Source organism: Ruegeria sp. K11 (assembly GCF_056531905.1).
This window is the reverse complement of the sequence record NZ_JBQFMP010000012.1, coordinates 39,166-63,592: the sequence shown is the minus strand read 5'-3', so window position 1 is coordinate 63,592 and position 24,427 is coordinate 39,166. Positions and strand designations below refer to the sequence as shown.

The 24,427-nt window shown below is 54.6% G+C and carries 18 protein-coding genes; 17 read left to right on the top strand and 1 reads right to left on the bottom strand.

What is annotated here, in order from left to right; translation table 11 throughout:
• The first annotated feature begins 8 nt into the window (after positions 1–8).
• The 3 genes from ACR0K4_RS18010 (at position 9) to ACR0K4_RS18000 (ending at position 5,470) form a co-directional block, all read left to right on the top strand.
• Positions 9–2,417, top strand: a complete 2,409-nt coding sequence (locus ACR0K4_RS18010) for a YbcC family protein (RefSeq protein ID WP_480855079.1) — start codon at positions 9–11, stop codon at positions 2,415–2,417.
• 224 nt (positions 2,418–2,641) lie between these two features.
• Complete coding sequence (locus tag ACR0K4_RS18005) at positions 2,642–4,675, top strand: bifunctional aldolase/short-chain dehydrogenase (RefSeq protein WP_480855078.1); 2,034 nt, start codon at positions 2,642–2,644, stop codon at positions 4,673–4,675.
• A gap of 177 nt (positions 4,676–4,852) precedes the next feature.
• Positions 4,853–5,470: an HD domain-containing protein gene (locus ACR0K4_RS18000; protein ID WP_480521892.1), complete on the top strand. Its 618-nt coding sequence runs from the start codon at positions 4,853–4,855 to the stop codon at positions 5,468–5,470.
• Between the two features lie 438 nt (positions 5,471–5,908).
• On the opposite strand, the gene ACR0K4_RS17995 is transcribed toward ACR0K4_RS18000, so the two are convergent.
• Positions 5,909–9,109 carry an ATP-binding protein gene (locus tag ACR0K4_RS17995; RefSeq protein WP_480521830.1) on the bottom strand — a complete coding sequence of 1,067 codons (3,201 nt, stop codon included), beginning with the start codon at positions 9,107–9,109 and terminating at the stop codon, positions 5,909–5,911.
• Between the two features lie 187 nt (positions 9,110–9,296).
• On the opposite strand from ACR0K4_RS17995, the gene ACR0K4_RS17990 reads away from it, so the two are divergent.
• From ACR0K4_RS17990 to ACR0K4_RS17925, 14 genes are all read left to right on the top strand, one after another.
• On the top strand, positions 9,297–9,698 hold the full coding sequence (locus tag ACR0K4_RS17990) for a DUF1348 family protein (protein WP_480521829.1): 402 nt from the start codon (positions 9,297–9,299) through the stop codon (positions 9,696–9,698).
• 203 nt (positions 9,699–9,901) lie between these two features.
• Complete coding sequence (locus ACR0K4_RS17985; RefSeq protein WP_480855077.1) at positions 9,902–10,291, top strand: hypothetical protein; 390 nt, start codon at positions 9,902–9,904, stop codon at positions 10,289–10,291.
• 75 nt (positions 10,292–10,366) lie between these two features.
• The gene (locus tag ACR0K4_RS17980) at positions 10,367–12,664 is read left to right on the top strand and encodes a glycosyltransferase (protein WP_480855076.1); all 2,298 of its coding nucleotides are present in this window, start codon (positions 10,367–10,369) and stop codon (positions 12,662–12,664) included.
• 37 nt (positions 12,665–12,701) lie between these two features.
• A complete protein-coding gene (gene galE, locus ACR0K4_RS17975; protein ID WP_480521826.1) occupies positions 12,702–13,709 on the top strand; it encodes a UDP-glucose 4-epimerase GalE in 1,008 nt (335 codons plus the stop codon).
• A gap of 567 nt (positions 13,710–14,276) precedes the next feature.
• A complete protein-coding gene (locus tag ACR0K4_RS17970; RefSeq protein ID WP_480855075.1) occupies positions 14,277–15,104 on the top strand; it encodes an alpha/beta fold hydrolase in 828 nt (275 codons plus the stop codon).
• A 63-nt stretch (positions 15,105–15,167) separates the two neighbouring features.
• Complete coding sequence (locus ACR0K4_RS17965; RefSeq protein WP_480855074.1) at positions 15,168–15,998, top strand: class I SAM-dependent methyltransferase; 831 nt, start codon at positions 15,168–15,170, stop codon at positions 15,996–15,998.
• A gap of 115 nt (positions 15,999–16,113) precedes the next feature.
• Positions 16,114–16,473 carry a group I truncated hemoglobin gene (locus ACR0K4_RS17960; RefSeq protein ID WP_480855073.1) on the top strand — a complete coding sequence of 120 codons (360 nt, stop codon included), beginning with the start codon at positions 16,114–16,116 and terminating at the stop codon, positions 16,471–16,473.
• A 3-nt stretch (positions 16,474–16,476) separates the two neighbouring features.
• Complete coding sequence (locus ACR0K4_RS17955) at positions 16,477–17,499, top strand: adenylate/guanylate cyclase domain-containing protein (protein ID WP_480855072.1); 1,023 nt, start codon at positions 16,477–16,479, stop codon at positions 17,497–17,499.
• A gap of 60 nt (positions 17,500–17,559) precedes the next feature.
• A complete protein-coding gene (locus ACR0K4_RS17950) occupies positions 17,560–18,585 on the top strand; it encodes a LacI family DNA-binding transcriptional regulator (protein WP_480855071.1) in 1,026 nt (341 codons plus the stop codon).
• A 94-nt stretch (positions 18,586–18,679) separates the two neighbouring features.
• Positions 18,680–19,984 (top strand): ABC transporter substrate-binding protein, encoded by a 1,305-nt coding sequence (locus ACR0K4_RS17945; RefSeq protein ID WP_480855070.1) that lies wholly within the window; start codon positions 18,680–18,682, stop codon positions 19,982–19,984.
• 107 nt (positions 19,985–20,091) lie between these two features.
• Positions 20,092–20,958 (top strand): carbohydrate ABC transporter permease, encoded by an 867-nt coding sequence (locus ACR0K4_RS17940; RefSeq protein WP_170712197.1) that lies wholly within the window; start codon positions 20,092–20,094, stop codon positions 20,956–20,958.
• Between the two features lie 12 nt (positions 20,959–20,970).
• Positions 20,971–21,801 (top strand): carbohydrate ABC transporter permease, encoded by an 831-nt coding sequence (locus ACR0K4_RS17935; protein WP_480855069.1) that lies wholly within the window; start codon positions 20,971–20,973, stop codon positions 21,799–21,801.
• Positions 21,802–21,813: 12 nt separating this feature from the next.
• The gene (locus tag ACR0K4_RS17930) at positions 21,814–22,818 is read left to right on the top strand and encodes an ABC transporter ATP-binding protein (protein ID WP_480855068.1); all 1,005 of its coding nucleotides are present in this window, start codon (positions 21,814–21,816) and stop codon (positions 22,816–22,818) included.
• Complete coding sequence (locus tag ACR0K4_RS17925) at positions 22,818–24,320, top strand: mannitol dehydrogenase family protein (RefSeq protein WP_480855126.1); 1,503 nt, start codon at positions 22,818–22,820, stop codon at positions 24,318–24,320. The genes ACR0K4_RS17930 and ACR0K4_RS17925 overlap by 1 nt, the downstream gene beginning before the upstream one ends.
• The last annotated feature ends 107 nt before the right edge of the window (positions 24,321–24,427 follow it).

Below are 24,427 nucleotides of genomic sequence, written 5' to 3'. Positions count from 1 at the left end.
CATATCCCATGTATGCAAAACTCGAATCCTACCCCGCGCCGCTGCTGGAACTTGTTGCCGAGGCCAACTCCGCCGCAAAGGCCATTCCTCCGCTTTTCCCGCTATCCGCCAATGTTGCTGTGAACCCGTTTCTGGGTCAGACCGGCGAGCCATTGGCAGTCACCGCCGCGCGCTTGGCCCGAACCGGAGGCGTTCGGATCACACCGCCGTGTGCATATTGGAAGCCCAGAATTGAATCCGGTGAAATCTCGCAATCCGATCTTATGGGTGCTTTGTCAGCGGTGGAGGGGCCGTTTGGCCGACCTGAATTGTCAGATGTTTTGGCTGCATTGGAGGGTGAAACACCTTGGCCTGATGCTTTGCCTACAGTAGCGGAACTTGCGGCGGACGTTTCAGGCATAGACTGGCTCGGTCTGATCGAAGACCGTATTGGCACGTGGGCCGCCAGCCATTTCGATCAGGGGCAGGCGCTGTGGCAGCAAGCTGGCACAGGCGGCGCATTCCGGTCGTGGCGCGAGTTTGCATCGCGCGACCTGACGCCCGAGATACATGGCCTGAATGGTTTCTGTGCCTTTGTGAGCGAAACCAACAGGTCCCATTGGCGCGCATTGGGGCGGGCCTCGGAACGCCTGGGCATTGATCCTGGTGCTGCGACAACGGCTTTCCACCGCTGGTTGGTGACATTGGGAGGCTGGGCGCAGTATGGGCGCTATCTTCTGTGGCAGGCGGAACTAGACAGCCTACAAGACAGCACGGTGACCGAACTTTTGGCCATTCGCATGGTGTTTGATGAGGCGTTGTTCGAGGCCTACGAAAATCAAATCGTGGATCGCTGGGCTGAGGTGATTGTCGAACATCAATCCCCGGTTACAGCGTCTATGCAGCATGTCATTGATGCGGTGTTACAAAGTGCGGCGGAACGCTCGCAACAGCGGATATTGGGGGGCAAACTGCATAAGGGGAAGTCTCGCGTTCCGCAGGGCCAAGCCGATATTCAGGCCGCGTTTTGCATCGACGTGCGGTCCGAAGTGTTTCGGCGCGCATTGGAAGCTCAGGATGTGGGCATACAGACCCTTGGCTTTGCAGGGTTCTTTGGCTTGGCGAGCGCACATAATGCGGCAGGTTCGGATGTTGTGGAGCGGCGAGGACCGGTTCTCTTGCAAACAGGTGTGACATCTCGGGTCAATGAACCCGAGGAGGTGGACCTAAGCCGGCGCTACGGGGCCCGGGCCAAGCGCGCCTGGGGCAGATTCAAGTTGGCGGCTGTGTCTTCCTTTGCCTTTGTCGAGGCGACTGGTCCTTTGTACGCCGCGAAACTGATGCGGGATGCACTGGGTGTGAAAGGCAAGGCATCGGCTGACCCCGCACCAAGCCTGACGGGTTCGGTTGATCTGAAAACGCATACTGAAACGGCTAAGTCGGTGCTGACGGCCATGTCTCTTACGGACAACTTCGCGCGGATCGTATTGCTGGCTGGTCATGGGGCCGATGTGACCAACAACCCCCATGAAAGCGCGCTGCAATGTGGTGCTTGTGGCGGCTACGCGGGTGACGTAAACGCCCGGCTTTTGGCTGGTCTGTTGAACGACGATGAAATCCGGCGGGAGTTGCGCATTGAAGGAATCGACATCCCCTCGGACACAGTTTTCGTTCCGGCTTTGCATCACACAACAACGGACGAGGTGACGGTTTTCGATCAGGATGTGTCCGGGCACATCCGTGAGGAGGGGCTTGCGCAGTTGAAAGTGTGGTTGGCCGCTGCCGGAAAGCTCGCCCGATCGGAACGTGTAAAGCGCTTGCCGCGCGCGGCCCAAGAGTCAACAGTCTATCGGCGTGCAAGGGATTGGGCCGAAACCCGTCCCGAATGGGGCTTGGCCGGATGCCGCGCGTTCGTCGCCGCACCACGCAACCGTACGGACGGATCCGACCTTTCTGGGCAGGCGTTTCTGCACAGCTATGACTGGCGGCAGGATGATGGGTTTGGCACTCTGGAACTGATCATGACTGCCCCCGTGGTCGTCGCGAGTTGGATCAGCCTTCAATATTATGGCTCGACCGTTGCGCCTTCGTTGTTCGGCGGGGGCAACAAACTGTTGCACAATGTTGTTGGTGGCATCGGTGTTCTGGAAGGCAACAACGGTGCGCCGCGTCCCGGCTTGCCATGGCAGTCCGTGCATGACGGCATCTCCTTCCAGCACGATCCCTTGCGTCTGTCGGTGATCATCGAAGCCCCGCGGCAGGCCATGTCTGACATATTGAGACGACATCCGGATGTACGTGATCTGTTCGACAACGGCTGGCTTCATCTGATTGCCATGAACGATCAGGGCAAACTGGCCTGGCGCTATCGGGGCAACCTGAATTGGGAGCGGTTCGGCGACGAAACAGCTGACCTGCAAGCAATCGCGGCTGAATAGCTCGTCTTGCGCGGGGCGGAGATGGATCAATGCAATCTCTCTCTGCCCCGACGCACCCCAGATGATCTTGCTGATGGATCAATGTGAAAACATGCACTAACAATCGTTTCAAACCCGAGGGCTTTGCTGCATGTGTAAACGTGCTGAAATCCAAGCAAACGGGCGCTCTTTTGTCGTTTTGCATGTATCCCGACCGACGTCGGGCAGAACAAGGATATTTTGGCATGATCGAAAACCGGTATGACGCAGCGAAGGCCGCAGAATGGCGTGCGGCGGCGGGTGACGACCCGGCCGATCAGGAATTGGCCGAGCGGGTTTATACGTCGCGCCTCATTGGCCAAAACCCCGATCTGTTGATGCATGGCGGCGGCAATACCTCGGTCAAACTGGAACGCTCTGATCTCTTTGGGCAAATGCAACGGGTCTTGCATGTCAAGGGCTCGGGATGGGATCTGGATACGATTGAGGCACCGGGGCTGCCGGGTGTTTGGCTCGATCCCTTGTTGAAGGCACGGGTCCTCGACACGTTGTCCGACGAGGATATGGTCGATTACCAGCGCTCGAACCTGCTGAGTTCGGCATCGCCGAACCCGTCGGTTGAAACGCTGCTACATGCGTTCCTGCCGCACAAATACGTGGATCATACCCATGCCACACCCTTTCTGATCCTGGCTGATTTGCCCAACGCCGCCGAGGTCTGCCGCGAAATCTTCGGTGAACGTCTTGGGATTGTGCCTTACATCATGCCCGGGTTCGATCTGGCTAAGGCGGCGGCGGATGTCTACGATGCAAATCCGGATGTCGAAGGCCTGTTGCTGCTGCAGCACGGTCATTTCGCGTTTGGTGACACAGCCCGGGAAAGCTACGACAAGATTGTCAGCCACACGAACGAGGTTGCCGCTTATCTGGGCCTGACCCAACCCACTCCGATCGGAGGTCGCCGTGCTGCAGAAGGGCTTGGGGTATTGCCTGTCCTGCGTGGCGTGATTGCCGAGGTGAACGCGGATCGTGACGGCGCGATGCCTGTTTTTGATCTTCGCAATGGTGATCACACCCATGCCTTCATGGCGCGGTCGGATTTGGATGCGTTGGCAACACGCGGGATGGCGTCGCCCGATCACGTTATCCGCACCAAGGGCCGTCCGCTTGTGCTGCGTCGCTCGGATCTGGTCAGCCGCGCGTCCATCAAGGCCAAGGTTGAAGCTTTCGCTGATGATTACCGAGCGTATTTCCAACGTCAGGCCCCGCATGCCAAAGAGCCTAAAACGTTGCTGAGGCCCGACCCGAAACACGCCTGGATCGAAGGGATTGGAATTGTTGGCATGGGCGGCAACGCCAAAGCGGCCGCCGCCGCCGCCGATCTGGCCGAACAGAACATCCGCGTGCGCGCGGTTGGTGAGGACGCGGGCGGCTTTTACCCGATCAGCGAAAAGGACATGTTCGACTGCGAATACTGGTCGCTGGAACAGGCAAAACTTGGAAAAGGTTCACCGCCGTCGTTTCAGGGCAAGGTTGTCATGGTCACCGGCGGCGCAGGCGCCATCGGCCTGGCCACGGCACAAGCGTTTGCAGCCGGGGGTGCAAACGTGCTGCTGGTAGACATGAATCAAGACGCGCTGAACAAGGCGCAGGACAGTTTGGGCCGGTGGCATGCAACACATGCCGATGACATCACCTCTGAGGGTGCGGCTGATCGGGCGATGAACGCGGCTATCCTTGCGTTTGGCGGGCTGGACATACTGATCTCGAACGCGGGCGCGGCCACCAGCGGTGCGTTGCTGGATTTGGACGACGCTGCCTTTCGGCAGGCGTTCGAGTTAAATTTTTTCGCTCACAAGAGTTTTGCCTCTGCTGCCGCTCGATTGATGCAAGCGCAGGGGCGTGGCGGGCAGATTCTGTTCAATATCTCGAAACAGGCGGTGAACCCGGGCAAGAATTTTGGGGCCTACGGGACGCCCAAGGCGGCGACCATGTTCCTGATGCGGCAATTGACGCTAGAGCTTGCGGGCTCAGGCATCCGAGTTAATGGCATGAACGCCGACCGTATCCGGTCCGGCCTGTTGACTGACGACTTTATCAAGGAACGTGCCGCTGCGCGTGGGGTCAGCACGGATACCTATATGGGCGGCAACCTTCTGGGTCGCGAGGTCGAGGCGCGCCATGTCGCTGACGGTTTTGTCAATCTGGCACGCATGGAACGGACGACGGGTCATGTGGTGACAGTCGATGGAGGCAATACCGAGGCTGAGTTGCGATGATATACGCAGACCCGTTTTGGTCGCGCGCAACTCCTTTAAAGGCAAACTATGCCACTCAAATGTGTACGAAGTTGCAATACCGGGTTCTTGACCGGCACTGATCCGATCGCCCTATTGGCGTCAGGACACCTGTGTTGCTAACGTGAAGATGACTCAGTGAAAAAGGGAAGGCCCGAGATGGAGCGTGTGAATTTCACTCAGATGAAAGACGGCACTAAGGAAGAATATGAATTCCTGAACACGCATGAAATTGAGTATACGAAAGGCACTGCGGATCGGCTTTTGCATGCGTTGGAACATCTCGATGAAAGCCTTTCGGGCTACCAGATCACGCGGCTTGGCCATTCGGTGCAATCCGCGACCCGAGCGTGGCGCGACGGCGCAGATATCGACTGGGTTGTGTCCGCACTGTTGCACGACATTGGTGACATCTTCGCGCCCTATAACCACGATGAATATGCAGCCACCATCCTGAAACCGTTCGTTCGAGAGCAATGCCGCTGGTGTGTGGAAACACATGGCGACTTCCAGATGCTCTATTACGGTCATCACCTGGAGGGTTTCGACCAGAACAAACGCGAGCGTCATCGTGGTCATAAATATTTCGACGATTGCGCCGAGTTTTGCGAACGGTGGGACCAGGCCAGTTTCGACCCCGATTATGACACGTTGCCCTTGTCTTTCTTCGCGCCCATGGTCCACGAAGTTTTTGCCCGCAAGCCATATGATCCGTCGGTAACACAGGCCCCCGACCAGCCTCTTGTCGTGTCGGAGGTAGCGCGTGCGAGGCTCTGAGGGTTGCCATATTCGAACACATCAATGGGTTCTAAAATCCACGACGCGGGCATTCACCTTTCGGTTGGAAAAGACCCTTGCCTGCGAAAGAATGGCTGCCAAAGAGAGCGACAGGAGCGGCCTCAAAGCTCGATAGGTCCAATTCGCTCCCTGTACGCGCTTTGAAACCCGCAAAGACGTTGCAAAGGCATCCGGAAGCCATTCAGTATGTGGTCAAAGACCTGTGGAAATTGCCAATAACTCGTTGATCCGGGGACTGAAAGTTCGATTTTGCTCGAATTGAGTGATCGCAACGAGAGTTCGAAGCGACGGGTCTGTAGGTGGGAGATTATCCGATTTATTGGGGCGTCGTATCTCTCGGAACTATTGGTTTGCTGCGAAGTTCAACCATTTAAAAGGAGAGTTCTGCATCAAGATGCACGCCAGGTATCCGCGCGCTCAAGTGCTTGCGTCGCAGAGAGCGTGTTTTGAACGAAACGTGCGCTCGGTCAACATTTGGGCCTTTTGTGCCCGCGCAACTGCGATAGCCTGGTCAAAAGCGGCAATCGCTGACTCGGAATCGCCCCGTGCTGCTCTGATTTTTCCTTTGATACGGAGCAACTCAGCCTCAGCCCAATGTTCTCCTGTGATATCCTGTTCTCGCAACGCACGATCCACTGCTTGGTGGGCTGCGTCAGGATCACCGGCCCTGAGCAGGGCTTTCGCCTGTTCGGCCAAATAGAGCGTTACCCAGAGCCAGCACCCTTTTGCGCGGTACTCTTCCAGGGCCTTGTCCAACTGATGGGCCGCGCCAGGCATATCCGTCATACAAGCCAGGACAGCGTCATGAATAGAAACAAAGTCCTTCCATAATTCCATGTCGTGTTCATCCGATACCTGACGCATTTCCTCATTGATCTCGGTCGCGCTTTCTATGTCGCCATTCCAGATCGACAGAGTGACTGCGTGCAGACCCGCATAACAAATGGTGTTCGCATGTTTGAGCTCGCGAGCGCGGGCAAGGGCCTTGTCGCAGGTCTGTTGCGCCGTATCTGCGTCGCCGCACATCCATTGCGCAAGGAGCATGTAACACCAGATTTGAACACCCGGATCCTGTGCGAACTTGGTCGAAAAATCCACGATCTCGGCCGACTGATAAAGCTCGTATGCGGTTTCAAGATCCTGAAGAGCTTCGGCAGAGAAGCCTTTGGCGATCAGGGTCGCGGCCCGCATCCGGCGCGAGATCAGCTTTGGAATCGGGTCAGGTTCATTCGCCATGTCATCGACAAGTCTTGAAACCAGATTGAACGCTTTGTTCAGATCGTTGCCGATGTAAGGTGCGATCCAGGTCCCATAGTAGATTGCGACCTTGAGTTCGGGATCCGTGGTCGCCTCAATCCGTTCCAACGCTCGTGAGAATGACTCGCTGGCTTCCGCTGATGCATAGCCGTCCTTGGCGATATGCACTTGGGCGAGTTGTACCAGAAGCGCCAACTCTCGTTCGCGCCATACCGGTTTGTCCAGCAAATCCGCAACCAGCGAAAGGGCATTTCTCAGATGATTGCTTGCTTCAACATAAGCCGGTCGGGCCTGAGCTTTTCTGGCGGCCTCGCCCCACAAGGTAACGGCCTTTTCCATCAACCCGGCCTCAGTCGCATGATATGCAACCAACTCCGGAGGCGCGGTCGGGTCGGCCTCGAACAGTTCAGTCAGTCTGTGGTGGATTTCGAGCCGTCGACGTTTCAGCAGGCTTTCATAGGCGACATCCCGAACCAAGGCGTGCTTAAAGACATATGTTGCGTCCGGAGGTATCCCCCGTCGAAACACCAGCTCGCTGCGCTCAAGCTGTTCCAGTGCATCGTTGAGCGTCAAATCATCAACCCGAGCGATCTTTGCCAATGACACACAGTCGAAACTTCTCCCGATGCAAGCGGCCATCTGCGCAATTTCCTTCACTGGTTGAAGGCGGTCAATTCGGGCCATGAGGGAGTCATGCAAGGTCGCCGGGATGGTCACCCGATCAATGGGGCCGGCCAGCTGAAAGCAGTCTTCGGTTTCAATCAGGTCGCCCGATTCCAATATGGTTTTTGTCAACTCCTCTACAAACAGTGGCACGCCGTCGGTTCGGTGGACGATTTCCTTGATCAATTCGTCGGGAAGCGATTTCCCGCCCGATATCTTGGTGAGAATGGCTTGGATCTGCTCTGATCCCAACCGGTTCAACGTAAGCTTGGATACGATTGGATGACCTCCAAACGCGTGCTGGAATGTCGGCCTTCCTGTAATCAGGATCATGACCCGTTCGGTCGCAATCCGATCCAGACACGCCTCGAGCATCGCGAGTGTCGAGGCATCGCACCAATGTGCGTCTTCCACGACAAGAAGAACCGGTTTTTCTCGTGAAAGCGCCTGCAATTCTGCCGATGTTTCTTCCATGATCCTGACCCGAAGCTGCTGTGGTGTCAGATCGGGTTTTTCGGCAGTTGGTCTCGGTTCAATCTGAAGAAGCTCAGCAATGATCGCTGGATCAGCGGCGCGAAGTTGCTGGCGAAGCTTCGCGGTCCTTTGGTCTGTCGTGTCGGTTTCCAGGTCTTTCATGGCGTGTAACAGTTGCTGGATGACCGGGTAGAAACTCGAATCCGTATGGTAGGGCGAGCAGTGATAATTCATCCGGAAGTGATCCTGCGCCGCGGTTGCGTCAATAACGGCACGTGTCAGTCTGGACTTGCCGATGCCCGCTTCACCGATCAGCACTGCGACTTGACCTTCTCCGGAAATTGCGCGTTGCCAGCGCTCCATGATTAGTCCCAGTTCGTGACTGCGACCTACCATAGGTAGGACAGGATTGAGGTCCTCAGTCTCGAACCGGCTCTCTAGACTGCGCTCGCTTCCGACCCTCCACGCTGGCACCGGCGTATCCAAACCCTTAATGTTAAAGCGACCCAACTCTTCCAGTTCGAACGTGTCTTTGATCAGCAGCTTCGTCGCTTCCGGAACCAGAACCTGTCCCGGTTCTGCCAATGCCTGAAGACGCGCGGCAAGGTTTGGCGTATCTCCAACAACGGTTTCTTCCCGTGACGCCCCTTCACCGATGAGGTCACCAACAACCACCATGCCCGTCGCCACTCCGGCCCGCACAGACAGGGTCTGCCCATCTGGCGATTGCATTTCGCTGATCGACGTCGCAATTTCCAACGCTGATCGCACAGCACGTTCGGCGTCGTCTTCATGCGCCACAGGCCAGCCAAAATAGCACAGGACGCCGTCACCCATGTATTTCGCCACATTTCCTTCATAGCGAGTGACGATGCCCGCCACGGTATTTTGATAGCGCTTGATCATCTCGCCCATGTCTTCAGGATCCAGCCGTGCCGAGAGTGCCGTCGAGCCGGCAAGATCGACGAACAACGTCGTCAGATGGCGACGCTCGGCTTCGCGTTTGATCTCGGGCACACTTGGTTTGTCGGACTTGGCTTGATCGGGTTCATTGGCCTCAATAGCTGTACGGAGCCGTTTACGCGCACCCATTGAGAGGCCGATCTCACGCAAATCCTCATCCGTCAGGTCAAAAAGGACATCAAGATCGATCTCATTTTCAACCAAAACCGGTTCCAGTTTAAGGAGCCTATTTCGTGTCAGCCATTCGGCGAGATCGGACATGAGTTTCGTGGCCCTTTGCGATCGTGCTGTATTTGTAGTGTTTCCGATAAGCACGAATTGGGCAACGAGTATTCCCCAGAGGTTGAAATGTCCGAATTGATGACACCTGAAGGAAATCACCGGCTGGTGGACATGTAAGTGGTATGCCAACTAGGCTGTTTCGGAATTTGCAGATCGGAAAGATGGAATGCGATTGGATATAAAATTGTTCGAGAAAATGACCGAGACTTATACTACGGCATGGAACTCAGGCAACCCCGAGGCCGTGGCTGATCACTATGCTCCTGATAAGGGTATCACGATCAATCGCGGAGAGAACCAATTCGGACGCGATGCTATGATCGCCATGGCTGGTGGGTTCATGGCCTCTTTCCCCGACTTGAAACTGACAAGGGACTTTGTGCGACTTGCCGGGGGCCATGCGATCTTTGGTTGGACGCTTGAAGGGCATCACGCGGATACCGGTAATCTCGTGAAGGCCAGCGGCTGGGAAGAATGGGAACTGGACGAAAAATGTCGCATCACCAATTCACTGGGTTGGTTCGATGCCGTGGATTACGAACGACAGGTCGCTGGACAAGTACCCTGACGGGGGCCAAAATTGCCCAATGCACGGAACTTATGGACCGCGCATCACAACCGGCTGCTCCGGGCGTCGGTTGTTTCAGGCACCATGCCCGGGTCAGTGCTGAAACACTCCTTCCTCTGCGCTCGCCAGGAGCGTTCGAATATCGTTTGACCAAAGGCAGAGCGTGTAGATCGCGGCGGCCGTCCATCGTTGAAGGTCATCTCATGAATGCAGCTCTTCTGGACCGGATCACGTCGGGCCATGGTTCCGTAGCCTCTGCTTTGGACATCTTGAGAGAAACCCCGGCTGATCCACGGTCACCAGTGATATCCTCAACCAATTTTATCCAAGCACTTTCAGAAAAAACCGTTCGAGCGAAGCGGTCCCATGAAGTTCAACGCATTATCGCCGTCAGCGCCACCGCCGTTGGCGGCAGCAGAGTCGTCCCGACTCCGGAGATTATGAAGATCATGGTGATAGGTAACTTTACAGTGTCGTGTCGCGACTTGGAGAAAAGGGAATTCGTCTTGGCTCAAAGCGGTCTGGATACATTTGTCATGCGCCACGTGCTGTTGATTGACGAAAAAGCAAGAAACCACCTGTCAGGTCTGTAGACGTAGTGTGGTTAAAAGGATGCTGTATGCAACCGCACGTTGCCAGCTGTTCGGCCGCAGTCAGACAAATATCGGATGTTCCTGATTTCTGAGGGAGAAAAAGGAAACGGGCCGTCCAAATCCTGTCAAACCAACAATTCTGGTGCAAGGAACCAAGACCAGACATCCTATTATGGCAAGCCGCCACGCCGTATCGTCAGGGGTTGGGTGGCGGCGGTCACCACGGCTATGTCCTGGAAATTTGTCCTTGACCTTACTACTCAATTGAGTTGTGTGGTGCACGATTTTAAGACACGGAGACGGGCCCAAAAACCCGTTGCGTCCAGGAGAGATAAATTGCTCGATACCTTGGAAAAGAATTTTTCGCAGGCACAAACAAGCTTCGCCGAAGGTCGCTATCTCGACGCTCAAAGAAAATTACGACATGTGGAAGCAAATCTTTTGGCAGAATGCAATGTTGAGCGTGTTGGAGACGATGATAGACCGGACCAAGAAATTACCGCTTCGGTTGTGATATTGAGCCACAAAGACAATGAACGGATAGGTGAAGCCCTGGAAAGGGTGTCAAACCAATTTCGCGATGACCTAGAACTAATTCTTGTCAGCAATGGCAACGATAATCTCAAAGCCCGTGCTCAACGGTTTTTTGGTGCTTTTCAAAACATAGATACACCGTTTGTTGTTGGCTGTAGTATGGGCCGTAACATCGGTGCACGAATTGCCCGTGGCAAGTGGTTGATATTTCTGGACGATGACGGGCTCGTCGAAGAAGGTTGTATTGAAAACCTGCTTTGTTGTGCCCGTGAAACAGGCGCGCCTATGGTTCGGGGCAGAATCAGGCCGCTAACGCTGGATTTGGACTCGGCACCCAGCAACTACGATCTGGGAGATTTTCGCAGCCTCTCGTTTTTGAACGGTGAGGGCGTATCTTGCGTGCTCCGAGCAGATTTCTTGCGGCACGATGGATTTGATCCCGTTCTAGCCGGTCACGAAGGTGTCGAGCTCTGCGCCCGGATGTGGCGATTTTATGGTCCACGGGGGTTTGTGTACGAGCCGAACGCGGTACTTTTGCACGACTACTCAAAAGGCGAAGCGCATCTAGAAGAAAAGAAACAAAGATACGCGGCCTTGAAACGCTATGTGGAGACGGTAACCCCGGACTGTTTCGGTCTTCACGGCATGCTACGCAAGCAGGGTCACCTTCCCGAGGCGACTGCGGCCGGCGCTGCAATAGACAACAAACTTGCGGCGGCTACTTCCGACGGGAAGTCTCGCAAAATCACGGTTGTCACCACGGTCAGGAATGGTGAGCGTTGGTTGGATGATTATGCACTATCATGGACAACCCAAGACTATTCCAACTACGAAGTTGTCATCGTTGATGATGGGTCCACCGATGAAACACTTGCGAAAATTCGTGAGTTGGCAAATGATGACAACCGCTTTGTCGTTGTAGACGGCGGCGGAAAAGGACGGTCTGCTGCGCTAAATACAGCGTTTCATGCAGGCACGGGCGACATTTTTGTCGTTGCCGATTTCGATGATATTAGTGCTCCGGACAGGCTGAGTCTGACATTGAAGTATTTTGATGCCTTTCCGGATGCTGACGTGGTCTCGTTCTCTACATTTGGTGAGGATTGCCTAAATAACATAGGTTCCAGACCGAGAGACAAGAACTTTTACGATCTGAGAACACGATTGCTGGCAGGCATGGCAGGCCGTTTTCCGAGTTACGCGTTTCGGCGTAGGTTTTTTCTCGAGCCATTTGATGAGAGTTTGGCAGCCGGCGTTGACTTCGATTGGGTCAGTCGGAACATGGCAGCAAATAGTGCTTCGAAGGGCCACGTTCTGCCAATTCCTGTCGTTTACTATCGCAAACACGAGGGCTCGATAACCTCTCAAAGAGAGGGCATTCAAACGGCAACCAGAGCATTTGTGATCGAGAAAAACTTCAGTCATCTCGTTGGAGAGTTGTCGCAGACCGATATGAAGTTTATTGAGGCTATTTCGTCGAACTATCGTGGATTTCGGGAGGACGAGTTGTTAGCATACAGCAATTGGGCCAATACCCTGATTGAACGTAATAAAGCCGCCGGAATCTACGACCCTGTGGCATTGGCGTATGCACTACAGAATTTTTTAGGCACCGCGGATGTTTCAGAAGAGACAAGACTGGTTTCAACACCTCAACTCGCCTACCAATTTGGCGAGGTGGTGTCAAATTCTATTCAGCATTTCGAGGAAACGAACGATGTGCGCCGTGCCAGAGCGATGCTCCGAAGCTTCAAGAAGGGCGCTAAAGGACTCTCTGGCAAAAGAAAAAAGTACATGCTTTGGTCTTTGAAGCGAAAAATTAAAAAAACAATTGGGTGATGAGCGAAGAGTTAAATCGATCGGAGCAGACGCAGATATGAAGCCCACCGTTCTATTAACCGGAGGTGCGGGCTATATCGGCTCTCACACATACGCCGCTCTGGTAGAGGCGGGCTATGGAGTTGTTATTGTCGACAACTTTTCGAATGCGCTTGCGGACGTGCCCCAGCGATTGGAGAAACTGACAGGCGGGCAAGTTACGTTCTTTGCAGACGACCTTTTAGATCGAGCCGCAATACGTCGAATTTTCAAGACGCACACAATAGATGCTGTCATACACTTTGCTGCGAAGAAGTCGGTTGCCGAGTCGACCCGAATGCCAGTCGAATATTACGACAATAACGTTTCTGGATTGATCTCTCTGCTAAATGAAATGCGAACTGCGGGGGTCTTCAACCTCGTTTTTTCCTCATCGGCAACGGTTTATGGCATTCCCGACATCTTGCCAGTCAAGGAAAGCGCGCCGCTTAGTTCCACTAACCCTTATGGTTTTACGAAGCTGGTCAGTGAAGAACTGCTTGCAGATCTACAGAAATTCGACCCTAGGTGGAAAATTGGCGTTTTGCGGTACTTTAATCCTGTAGGTGCTCATGACTCGGCGTTAATCGGAGAATCGACGAAAGGCACACCGGATAATCTGATGCCTTACATAGCAAGGGTTGCCACGGGTGATCTGCCCCATCTCCGCGTCTTCGGAACAGATTATGATACGCCCGACGGAACTGGAGTGCGAGACTACATTCATGTGATGGACTTGGCTGAGGGGCACGTGCTTTCACTTGCGGAACTTCTGGAGGGTACTGGAAGTCATATAGCCAACCTTGGCACCGGACGAGGATATTCGGTTCTTGAAATGCATGAAGCGTACCAAAAGGCATGTCGGCGAGAGCTACCTTACAGGTTAATGCCTCGCCGTCCGGGGGATGTGGATTCTGTTGTTGCCGACCCCACTCATGCAAATCAACTTCTGGGTTTCAAGGCTTCGCGAGGGCTTGATGATATGTGCAAGACGAGTTGGAATTGGATGTTGCAGCAAAGAGGTTGAGTGTTTTCAACCTATTTGACTGAAAATCGGTTGGCATTTCCGGTGAAGCCAGAAAAGCAAACGGTTCTAAAACTTCGAATAGCTTTGTTTTGAGTTGGTTTCACACTGTTTGGTCTTCAACGAGCCATGTCAGAAGACTTCGACCCACGCCTGCCCGTAAGCTCATCCAGTCCTCTCACCCGACAATGTTCGATCCACGACAGTTGCCAACGTCTCGCGCGTGTAGTCATTCACGGTGGACTACATTCGGAACTGCTGGCCGCTGTCGTGGTCGTCAGACACGAAGTCTGACGAATAACTCCTCTGTGGCCTGATTTCTGGGGGCTGCGTCAAAGTTCTTAAGCGTAATAAAGGAGGCCAGAACCGAAGCCGTAGGTTTCAATTGTTTCTGACTTGAGAATTCAATAATCATCCGAGGCGATTTATCCTCTATTTTTTATATGTTTACGCCATTAAGTGACCCATTTCACATAGTACAAATGAAACACGTCACACCGCTTTGCGAAATTTCTTTGAAACAAATAACGGTCAGTTTTTGCCTATTCCAAACGCAAATGGGTAAGAACGATGACTATTCCATTTAGATCTTCCGACGTTTCCAATGCGCCTATTGTTGCATTGCATTCTTCTGCATCCAGTGGCGGACAATGGGCCCAGCTGATCGCAGATCTCGAGGGGCGTTTTGATGTTCACGCCATTGACCTTCCCGGTTACGGGCGCACGCCTTTGGTTGGTGACACTTCGCAGACAGGAACGGCCATTTCGGCAGTGCCGGTTATTCGGGAAATTGAAGCGCTGGGGCAGGCTGTGCACTTGGTGGGCCACTCGAACGGTGGCGGGATTGCGATCAAGGTTGCCTTGATGCGCCCTGACCTTGTCAAAAGCCTGACAGTTTATGAACCTGCGTCCTTCCATTTCCTCGCGCAGGAAAACCCGATGTTCAAGCAAATCCAAACCTTGTCCGATGTGGTGGCTGCGGCGGTCGAAAAAGGTGATCCGTTTACAGGCCTGAAGCGCTTTCTGGACTTCTGGAACGAAGAAGGATTTTGGGACGCGCTTCCAACAGCAGCCAAGCATCGGTTTGCGGGCATGCTTGCCTCCGTGAAGGCCGATTTCGCCAACGGGTTGGCGGAAGACTGGGAACTGAAGGATTTGTCCGGGCTCGATATCCCGTCGCTGGTGATGACAGGGCTGGAATCGCCGGAAATCACGCAGCACGTATCAGGGGCGATCGCCCAAGCGCTGCCCAACGCACGGATCGCGCTGCTTCCCGAGCTAGGGCATATGGCACCGATTTCGCAACCTGAATGGGTCAACTCGAGAATCTTCGAGCATGTGGCCAGCGTTGAACGGTCCGCCGCCAATGTCAGCTGGCCTGATCAGGAAGCCGCGTAACCTGTCGAAATTCGATGAAACCGCCGGGTGTGAGGCCGGTACAACTCCAAGAGGTTAAAGACTATGGGACTCCAAAAAAACATCGACACAACGACCGACTTTGCAGCCATCAAGGCCAAGCAGAATGCCGCCTGGGGATCCGGGGATTACGGCAAGGTCGGGGTGACTCTGCAAATTACAGGGGAAGAACTGGCCGAAGCCATGGATATGGTGCCAAATGCCAAAGTTCTTGATGTCGCTGCCGGAAACGGCAATGCCACCCTGGCGTTCGCCAGACGTTTTTGCGATGTCACCTCGACCGATTTTGTCGAGGCTCTGCTGGATGCCAGCGGAAGACGCGCAAAGGCCGAAGGTCTGTTCGTCACCTACAAGGTCGCCGATGCCGAGAACCTACCGTTCCCGGATCAGTCCTTTGACGCAGTCGTCTCGACCTTCGGGGTGATGTTTACACCAAACCAGCAGCAATCGGCCACTGAACTGCAGCGCATGGTCAAAACCGGTGGCAAGATCGGAATGGCGAACTGGACGCCAGAGAGTTTCATTGGGCTGCTGTTCAAAGCCATCGGCAAGCACGTGCCGCCGCCTGCAGGTGTGAATTCGCCTGCTATGTGGGGCAACCGCGATTGGATTGATGAAACCTTTGGCGCACAGTGTGACGTTGTTTCGTTCCAGCGAAAAAATTTCATGTTCCGCTACCGGTCAGCCGAGCACTTTCTGGAATACTTCCGGACCTTCTATGGCCCCATGCAAAAGGCCTTTGGTGCTCTGGACGCGGACGGGCAGGCGGCCTTGAAGGCCGATATCATTGCGCTGATCGACAAGTTCGACATCTCGACCAATGACGCGCTGTGTATCGCGTCCGAATATGCAGAGATTATTGTAAAACGTCGCTGATAAGGTGAAGTTTGTGTTCAACGCTCTATAATGCCCAAATCCCAGGGCGTTGAACACCGGTGGTTGCGGCATTCATAACGCTTTTAGGGTACCAGTTTTTAGAGGGGGTTTAATGATGGCCGAACGTACACTTTATGAAAAATACGGCGGGTTTTCCAAGATCAGCAAGATCGTGATCTCGTTCTATGACACCCTCCTGGACAATGACGAGGTTGGTCCGTTCTTTGACGAAGTTGATATGTCCAAGATGGTCGACCATCAGACAAAGTTCATTGCGTCACTTCTTGGGGGGCCTGCGTCTTATACAGACAATCAGTTGCGTCAGCTTCATTCGCATCTTGAAATCACGGACGCCCATTTTGATGAACTGGAGACCGTGCTTCAGGATGCGTTGGAAAAACACAGTGTGGCGGCAGAAGATATCGATGCTGTTGTCGCAGAATTCGAAAAACGCCGTCCTCTGATCGTTAGGTAAATCATGACTATCGAAGCCATCAATGAACAGCTGCTCCGCGCCATAGGCGTCGGCGTGGCGCTTTTGGACCGTCAGACGTTACAGTTCGGGTTTTGCAACGACACGTTTGACGAATGGTTCAGCAATGAAGACAACGCAGGCCATCTTCAGCAGCTTTTCCCTGATCTGGATATTAATACGGTGCAGGCTGGACTTGTCGAAACCGGGCGTCACACCTCCGAGATCAGCTTCAAGAAAAAACGCAGAACGATGGTGATTGCGCTGGATTTCACGGTCGCGCAAGATGACGTCCTTGTACTGGTTTGCCAAAACATCACCCGTATCAAAGAGCTGGAGTCGATGATAGATTCCTATTCGATGATGGTTGAGCGGAACACGCGCGAACTGAAGCGGGAAAAAGAGCAGGTCGAAAAATTACTGCTGAACCTGATGCCGCGGTCTGTTTACGAGGAATACAAGACATTCGGCGTTGTCACACCTCAACTGTACGATCCGGTCTCGGTTCTGATGCTGGACTTTGTCGGGTTTACCGACATGGTTGCATCGCAAGACCCGAGTGTCACGGTCACCGAACTGAATGACATTTACAGCGCCTTTGACCGCATTGGCGAACAATTTGGCTGCGAGCGGATCAAAACGATCGGAGATGCTTATATCACGGTCGCAGGGTTGCCTGATCCAACACCGGATCACGCCAAGGCCATCGCCAATACCGCCATCCGCTTTGTCCGCTATCTGACGCGCCGCAACCTGAGCCATCCCCATCAATGGCGCTGCCGCATCGGGCTTGCCTCTGGTTCGGTCGTTGGGTCCGTGGTTGGTATTCAAAAATACGTCTACGATATATTCGGCCCCGCTGTTAACCTGGCGTCCCGCCTTCAAGAGTTTTCTGAGCCGATGGAGATTTCAGTTCAGGACGAAGTCGCACGGGTCCTAAGAGATCAGTTCGACCTGGAGAATGTGGGGGCCAAACCAATCCGAGGTTTTGGCGAGCAGGATGTCTGGCGGTTGACGGATAACGATTGATTTTTTCCGCGCGGAAATATTATGTAAAGTTACGATAAATTCACGCGCACATCCGAGGCCATGACCAAGATAAGAAACATGGAGGAGTTCGCGGCGCTCAGCGGTATTTCGCGACCGACCGTCTCCAAATATTTTCACGATCCCGACAGTGTTCGCGCCAGTACCCGCGCGCGTATTGAAGAAGCTCTGGAACGGTTCGACTATCGACCGAATATCTATGCCATTAACCAAAATCGGAAATTGACAAAGAATGTCGGGATTGTCGTGCCTTATCTGGCAGATCCGTTTTTTGCCGAAATCGCCAGATATCTTGAACAATCCTGTATTGCGGCGGGTTACAGGCCCACGCTTTTTAGCTCGCATGGCGAACAAAAACTGGAGAACGAAATTCTCGAAAGTCTGCGGTCCATGAAGCCGGCAGGCGTTTTGTTGGCACCATTGGGGCGCGCGTCAGACAGATCGGCGATCGAAAAGTTCTGCACCAATGTTCCGACCGTTTTGTTTGACAGCAACCTCGAAGGGCTCGGGGCGGCTTTTGTCGGCTCGGACAATTTCAGCTTTGTGTCCCAGACGGTCGAGTATCTGACCCGCACCGGAGAACCCCCCTCATTTTTCGAGATGCGAACCCCTGCAAATCCAAACGCCAACAAGCGACGTCACGCGTTTATTGAGGTTATGGAAAACCTGGGATTCGAGCCTCATGTCATCAGGATCGACGGCGAAGGGTGGAAGTTTGAAGAGATTGGCCATCAAGGTGCGCGAAAGGTTCTTGAACAGAAAATACTAAAAACCAACACGGTCCTATGCAGCAATGATCGTTTGGCCATCGGCTTTTTGGCCGCGAGTTACGAAATGGGGATTCGCGTTGGCCGACAGCCGAATTGTTCGTTGCGGGTCGCCTCGAACGATGATCATCCATTTTCTAAGTTTACCTGTCCGTCGCTGACAACGGCCGCGCATGACTATGACAATGTGGCGGGTCGCAGTGTGGAGGCTTTGTTCGAACTGATTGAAAGTGGTGGGAAATTTGATAAGCGCACCGAAACGTTGTTCCCGGCGCGGCTTGTTTTAAGGGAGTCTGCCTAAGTCTAAAAATTAACGCGCGTAAAGTTTTTATTGACGGCGCGACAAGATATCATTTACGGTCCCTGCACCACATCCAAGCTCAGGGAGGACAGGGATGTATTTGAAACACGCACTTCGTGCGGCGACTGCGTTGACATTCGTCGCCACGGCAGCAGCCCATGCGCAATCCATAACAATCGCGACCGTGAACAACGGCGACATGATCCGGATGCAGGGTTATACCGACAAATTCACCGAGGCGACCGGCATTGATGTGGAATGGGTGACGCTGGAAGAAAACGTGCTGCGTCAGCGCGTGACCACGGACATCACCACCAAGGGCGGCCAGTTCGACATCATGACCATCGGCATGTACGAAACGCCGATCTGGGGCGCAAATGGCTGGTTGGTGCCGCTGGACGGGATGTCCGCCGAATATGACGTTGACGATCTTCTGCCTGCGATGGCCGGCGGGCTGAGCCACGAAGGAACGCTGTACGCTGCCCCGTTCTATGGCGAAAGCTCGATGATCATGTATCGCACCGATCTTATGGAAAAGGCGGGCATGGAGATGCCCGAAGCCCCCACATGGCAGTTCATCCGCGAAGCGGCTGCGGCCATGACTGACCGGGACAATGACATCAACGGTATCTGCCTGCGCGGCAAGGCCGGTTGGGGCGAAGGCGGGGCCTTCATCACTGTGACCGGTAATTCCTTCGGTGCGCGTTGGTTTGATGAAGACTGGAAGCCTCAGTTTGATCAGCCCGAATGGAAAGAGGCGCTGACCTTCTTCGTCGATATGATGAGTGAATCCGGCCCGGCGGGCTATGCGACCAACGGATTCAATGAGAACCTGTCACTGTTCCAGCAGGGCAAGTGCGGCATGTGGATCGACGCGACGGTTGCGGCATCTTTCGTGACCAACCCAAATGACTCGACCGTGGCCGACAAGGTCGGCTTTGCACTGGCACCGAATTCGGAAGGCGTAGACAAGCGCGCAAACTGGCTCTGGGCCTGGGCCTTGGCGATCCCGGCAGGGACCCAGCAAGAGGATGCAGCCAAGCAGTTCATCGAGTGGGCGACCTCGAAGGATTACATAGAATTGGTGGCCGAAAACGAAGGCTGGGCCAACGTACCTCCGGGCGCGCGGACGTCGCTCTATGAGAATGACAACTACAAGGATATTCCGTTCGCGAAAATGACGCTGGAATCCATCCTTCTGGCCGACCCGCAAAACTGCTGCGCGCAACCGACGCCCTATACCGGCATCCAGTTTGTTGCGATCCCGGAATTCGCAGGCATCGCCACGCAGGTGAGTCAGGAATTCTCGGCGGTCTATGCCGGACAGCAAACGGTTGAGGAAGCGCTTGCCAAAGCACAGGCCTTTACCGCCGAAGAAATGGAAGCCGCAGGGTACTGAGGCATCCTCCCAAGTGGGGGACAGGCAATCTGTCCCCTGCTCCCCACTTCCACACTCCGCGTTTTTCTCGCAGGCTAGGTTATGCCTGAACAGAGAGGTCTTGCGTCATGGCTACCCAACATTCCAGATCCGTTGCCCGCCTGATGATGGCACCCGCAGTGGTCCTGCTGCTCGGCTGGATGCTCGTGCCGCTGACGATGACTCTGTATTTCTCCTTCAAGAAATACCTGCCGCTTCGCGGTGGCGATCTGGGCTGGGTCGGGTTTGACAACTACGTCCGGTTCGTCTCATCCAGCACCTTTTGGCCCGCTGTACAGGCAACCCTGCTGATTGTCGGAGGCGTGCTGGTCATAACGGTTGTTCTGGGCGTTTTGCTGGCAATGCTGCTGGATCAGCCGATGTGGGGGCAAGGTGTTGTTCGTATCCTTGTGATTGCCCCGTTCTTCGTGATGCCCACCGTATCCGCGCTGGTCTGGAAGAACATGTTCATGGACCCGGTGAACGGCCTGCTGGCCCATCTGTGGCGTTTTTTCGGGGCCGAGCCGATCTCGTGGTTGTCTGAGGCATCCATGACCTCGATCATCATGATCGTATCATGGCAGTGGCTGCCCTTTGCCACGCTGATCCTGCTGACCGCGATCCAGTCGCTGGACAGCGAACAGCTGGAAGCCGCCGAGATGGATGGCGCGCCACCGCTGAAACGCTTTTACCACATTATCCTGCCGCATCTGAGCCGCGCGATTACCATCGTGATCCTGATCCAGACGATCTTCCTTCTGTCGATCTTCGCCGAGATTTTCGTGACCACCGGTGGCGCGTTCGGCACCCGTACACTCACCTACCTGATCTTCCAGCGCGTGTTGGAAAGCCAGAATGTCGGCCTCGGATCAGCCGGAGGTGTCTATGCCATTATCCTTGCCAATATCGTTGCAATCTTCCTGATGCGCATCGTCGGCAAGAACCTGGACGCGTGAGGAGGTAAACCCATGGCCCGCGCTGTCACAACCCGCCGCAAAACGCTGAACACCGCCCTCGCCTGGGCCGTTGGTCTGCTGATCTTTTTCCCGATCCTCTGGACCATCCTGACCAGCTTCAAGACCGAGGCGCAGGCGATTGCCAGCCCGCCCCTGTTCCTGAATTTCGACTGGACGCTGGAGAACTACGCCATCGTTCAGGAACGCTCGGATTATATGCGGTTCCTGTGGAATTCGGTCATCATCGCGGGCGGCTCAACCATTCTGGGCGTCATCATCGCCGTCCCTGCGGCATGGGCGATGGCCTTTGTGCCCTCGAAACGCACCAAGGACATTCTGCTGTGGATGCTGTCCACCAAGATGCTGCCTGCGGTGGGCGTTCTCTATCCGATCTACCTGCTGTTCATCCAGCTGGGCCTGCTGGACAGCCGCGGAGGACTGGTGGTGGTCCTGATGCTGATCAACCTGCCGATCATCGTCTGGATGCTCTACACCTACTTCCGCGAAATCCCGGGCGAAATTCTGGAAGCCGCGCGGATGGACGGTGCGACGTTGAAAGAGGAAATCCTCTATGTCCTCACCCCCATGGCCATCCCTGGCATCGCCTCAACCGTGCTGCTGAACTTCATTCTGGCATGGAATGAGGCGTTCTGGACCCTCAACCTGACCGCTGTCGATGCGGCGCCACTGACCGCCTTTATCGCCAGCTATTCCAGCCCCGAGGGTCTGTTCTTTGCTAAGCTCAGCGCGGCCTCGACCATGGCGATTGCACCAATCCTGATCCTTGGCTGGTTCAGCCAGAAACAACTTGTCCGCGGCCTGACCTTCGGCGCTGTGAAATAAGGAACACGACACATGGGACGCATCCAACTCAAGTCCGTGACCAAAAGCTTCGGCGACGTGCAGGTCATTCCACCGCTGGACCTGACCATTGAAGATGGCGAGTTCACCGTCTTTGTCGGCCCCTCGGGTTGCGGTAAATCCACCCTGCTGCGCCTGATCGCCGGGTTAGAGGACATCACCAGTGGCCATATTGAGATCGACGGGGCGGATGCCACCGATGTACCGCCTGCCAAACGCGGATTGGCGATGGTGTTTCAGTCCTACGCGCTTTATCCGCATATGTCGGTGCGCAAGAATATCGCGTTTCCACTGCGCATGGCAAAACTGGAACAGGCCGAGATCGATCGGCGTGTCGAAAGCGCGGCAAGTGTTCTGAACCTTGCCGATTACCTTGATCGCCGTCCGGGCCAACTGTCCGGCGGCCAGCGCCAAAGGGTGGCCATCGGACGAGCCATTGTCCGCGAACCAGCGGCCTTTCTGTTCGACGAGCCGCTCTCGAACCTTGACGCCGCTCTGCGCGTCGGTATGCGACTTGAGATCAGCGAGCTGCATGAACGGCTTGAAACCACGATGATCTATGTCACGCATGATCAGGTTGAAGCCATGACAATGGCCGACAAGATCGTCGTCCTTCAGGCCGGTGTGATTGAACAGGTGGGCACTCCGCTAGAGCTTTATAGAACACCGCGCAACCTGTTCGTTGCCGGGTTCATCGGCTCGCCAAAAATGAACTTCATTCAGGGAGATGAAGCCGTCAAACACAACGCCCACACCATCGGCATCCGTCCGGAACATATCGCTGTATCAGACAGCGACGGCACATGGTCGGGCGTAGTCAGTGTATCGGAACACCTCGGCTCTGACACGTTCTTTCACGTACATGAAACCGGGCTGGCTGAAACGATCACTGTACGCGCCGATGGCGAGGTCGGGTTCCGTCATGGCGACCGCATCCACCTGACGCCACGTGCGGACGTAATCCACCGTTTTGATGCGGAAGGCTTACGGCTCGAATGATGAAACCCGTGCCGCAAAGACACATAACGGCCAGGTTGCGCCGCGACCGGTTAGAGGAGGTGCCTTCAGACATAAGGACACCGCTTTATAGATTTGAGGATCTGTCTCCGGGTATCGTTCATATTGGTGTAGGCAATTTCCATCGCGCGCACCAGGCGTGGTACATCCACGAATTGATGCAACTCGGTCAGGCGCGGGATTGGGCGCTGATCGGCGCGGGGGTTCGGGATTATGACGTGCAGATGCGGGAAAATCTGCGTGCGCAAGACTATTTGACCACGCTGATCGAGCTTGACCCATCCGGTGTCTCGGCCGAAATTATCGGGCCGATGATAGATTATCTGCCAATTCAGGCCGATAATGGACCGCTAATCCAACAGATGGCTGAACCTGCTATAAGGATTGTGTCTCTCACGGTGACAGAGGGGGGCTATTATTTGGATGCCAACACCGGTGTATTCGATGAGACCCATGTTGATATCCAGTATGACGCGCGAAACCCCGATCAGCCCCGTACGGTGTTTGGCGCTTTGGTCGCGGCGCTGAACCGGCGTAAGTTGGCGGGGTTGGCGCCGTTCACGGCGTTAAGCTGCGACAATCTACAGGGCAATGGAACGATTTTGCGAAATTGCGTGGTCAGGCTGGCGCGCCTGTCCAATCCCGATCTTGCCGATTGGATCGAGCAGCACGGTGCATTCCCCAATTCAATGGTCGATTGTATCGTTCCCGCGACCACCAATGAGGTCTTGGATCAATGCCACGCGTTGGGGATTGATGATCTTGCACCGGTCACACATGAAAACTTTCGTCAGTGGGTCATTGAAGACAATTTCTGCGCGGGTCGGCCGCCTTTGGAAAACGTTGGGGTAACGATCACAAAGAACGTACACAGCTATGAAAAAATGAAGTTGCGGATTTTGAATGGGGGTCATCAATTGCTGGCCAATGTAGGGGAAATCCTCAACATGCCAACGATTTCCGATTGTATGGATGATCCGCAGATTGCTTCTTTTTTCGAAAAAGTTCAGACCGAGGATATTCTAGGGCATGTGGACTCGGTGCCGGGAATGACTCCTTCGGAATATCTGAAACTGGTTGGCGTACGTTTCGCGAACCGCTCTATTCGAGACACAACACGACGCGTGGCTTTCGACGGATCATCCCGGCATCCCGGTTTCTTATTGCCCACTTTGCGCGAAGCGCTGGCTGCCAAGGCATCAATTCGGGGTCTCGCTCTGGCAGAGGCATTCTGGTGCCGGATGTGTGCGGGAACGCGTGAAGATGGGTCGGCGATTGTCGCCAATGATCCGCTTTGGAATGTTCTTCACGGCAGGGCGACGGCCGCACGTCATAACCCTCGTATTTGGATTGAAGCCGAGCAATTTTATGGCAACCTGGCGAACGACGCGCAATTTAAGGCTGCTTTTACCCGTTGGCTGCGTCAGATTTGGGACGAAGGGAGCCGTGCAGCAATGCAATCGTATTTGAGCGAGGCGGTTTGAGTGATCTGGCGTATCGTGGTCCGCGTTGTTTTTGTTGCAATATCTATGCGTGTAGCTTGTAGTATGAACAAATCCACTTAACGCGCGCCTTAATGAGGCTGCAAAAG

What these genes read in the sequence shown, in the direction of transcription:
- ACR0K4_RS17955 (WP_480855072.1), top strand. Translation starts at nt 16,477, where the DNA reads ATGACTATCGAAGCCATCAATGAACAGCTGCTCCGCGCCATAGGCGTC.
- ACR0K4_RS17925 (WP_480855126.1), top strand. Translation starts at nt 22,818, where the DNA reads ATGAAACCCGTGCCGCAAAGACACATAACGGCCAGGTTGCGCCGCGAC.
- ACR0K4_RS17965 (WP_480855074.1), top strand. Translation starts at nt 15,168, where the DNA reads ATGGGACTCCAAAAAAACATCGACACAACGACCGACTTTGCAGCCATC.
- ACR0K4_RS17945 (WP_480855070.1), top strand. Translation starts at nt 18,680, where the DNA reads ATGTATTTGAAACACGCACTTCGTGCGGCGACTGCGTTGACATTCGTC.
- ACR0K4_RS17985 (WP_480855077.1), top strand. Translation starts at nt 9,902, where the DNA reads ATGAATGCAGCTCTTCTGGACCGGATCACGTCGGGCCATGGTTCCGTA.
- ACR0K4_RS17960 (WP_480855073.1), top strand. Translation starts at nt 16,114, where the DNA reads ATGGCCGAACGTACACTTTATGAAAAATACGGCGGGTTTTCCAAGATC.
- ACR0K4_RS17930 (WP_480855068.1), top strand. Translation starts at nt 21,814, where the DNA reads ATGGGACGCATCCAACTCAAGTCCGTGACCAAAAGCTTCGGCGACGTG.
- ACR0K4_RS17940 (WP_170712197.1), top strand. Translation starts at nt 20,092, where the DNA reads ATGGCTACCCAACATTCCAGATCCGTTGCCCGCCTGATGATGGCACCC.
- ACR0K4_RS18000 (WP_480521892.1), top strand. Translation starts at nt 4,853, where the DNA reads ATGGAGCGTGTGAATTTCACTCAGATGAAAGACGGCACTAAGGAAGAA.
- ACR0K4_RS18010 (WP_480855079.1), top strand. Translation starts at nt 9, where the DNA reads ATGTATGCAAAACTCGAATCCTACCCCGCGCCGCTGCTGGAACTTGTT.
- ACR0K4_RS17950 (WP_480855071.1), top strand. Translation starts at nt 17,560, where the DNA reads ATGACCAAGATAAGAAACATGGAGGAGTTCGCGGCGCTCAGCGGTATT.
- ACR0K4_RS17980 (WP_480855076.1), top strand. Translation starts at nt 10,367, where the DNA reads ATGTTCCTGATTTCTGAGGGAGAAAAAGGAAACGGGCCGTCCAAATCC.
- ACR0K4_RS17990 (WP_480521829.1), top strand. Translation starts at nt 9,297, where the DNA reads ATGCGATTGGATATAAAATTGTTCGAGAAAATGACCGAGACTTATACT.
- ACR0K4_RS17970 (WP_480855075.1), top strand. Translation starts at nt 14,277, where the DNA reads ATGACTATTCCATTTAGATCTTCCGACGTTTCCAATGCGCCTATTGTT.
- ACR0K4_RS18005 (WP_480855078.1), top strand. Translation starts at nt 2,642, where the DNA reads ATGATCGAAAACCGGTATGACGCAGCGAAGGCCGCAGAATGGCGTGCG.
- ACR0K4_RS17935 (WP_480855069.1), top strand. Translation starts at nt 20,971, where the DNA reads ATGGCCCGCGCTGTCACAACCCGCCGCAAAACGCTGAACACCGCCCTC.
- galE (WP_480521826.1), top strand. Translation starts at nt 12,702, where the DNA reads ATGAAGCCCACCGTTCTATTAACCGGAGGTGCGGGCTATATCGGCTCT.
- ACR0K4_RS17995 (WP_480521830.1), bottom strand. Translation starts at nt 9,109, where the DNA reads ATGTCCGATCTCGCCGAATGGCTGACACGAAATAGGCTCCTTAAACTG.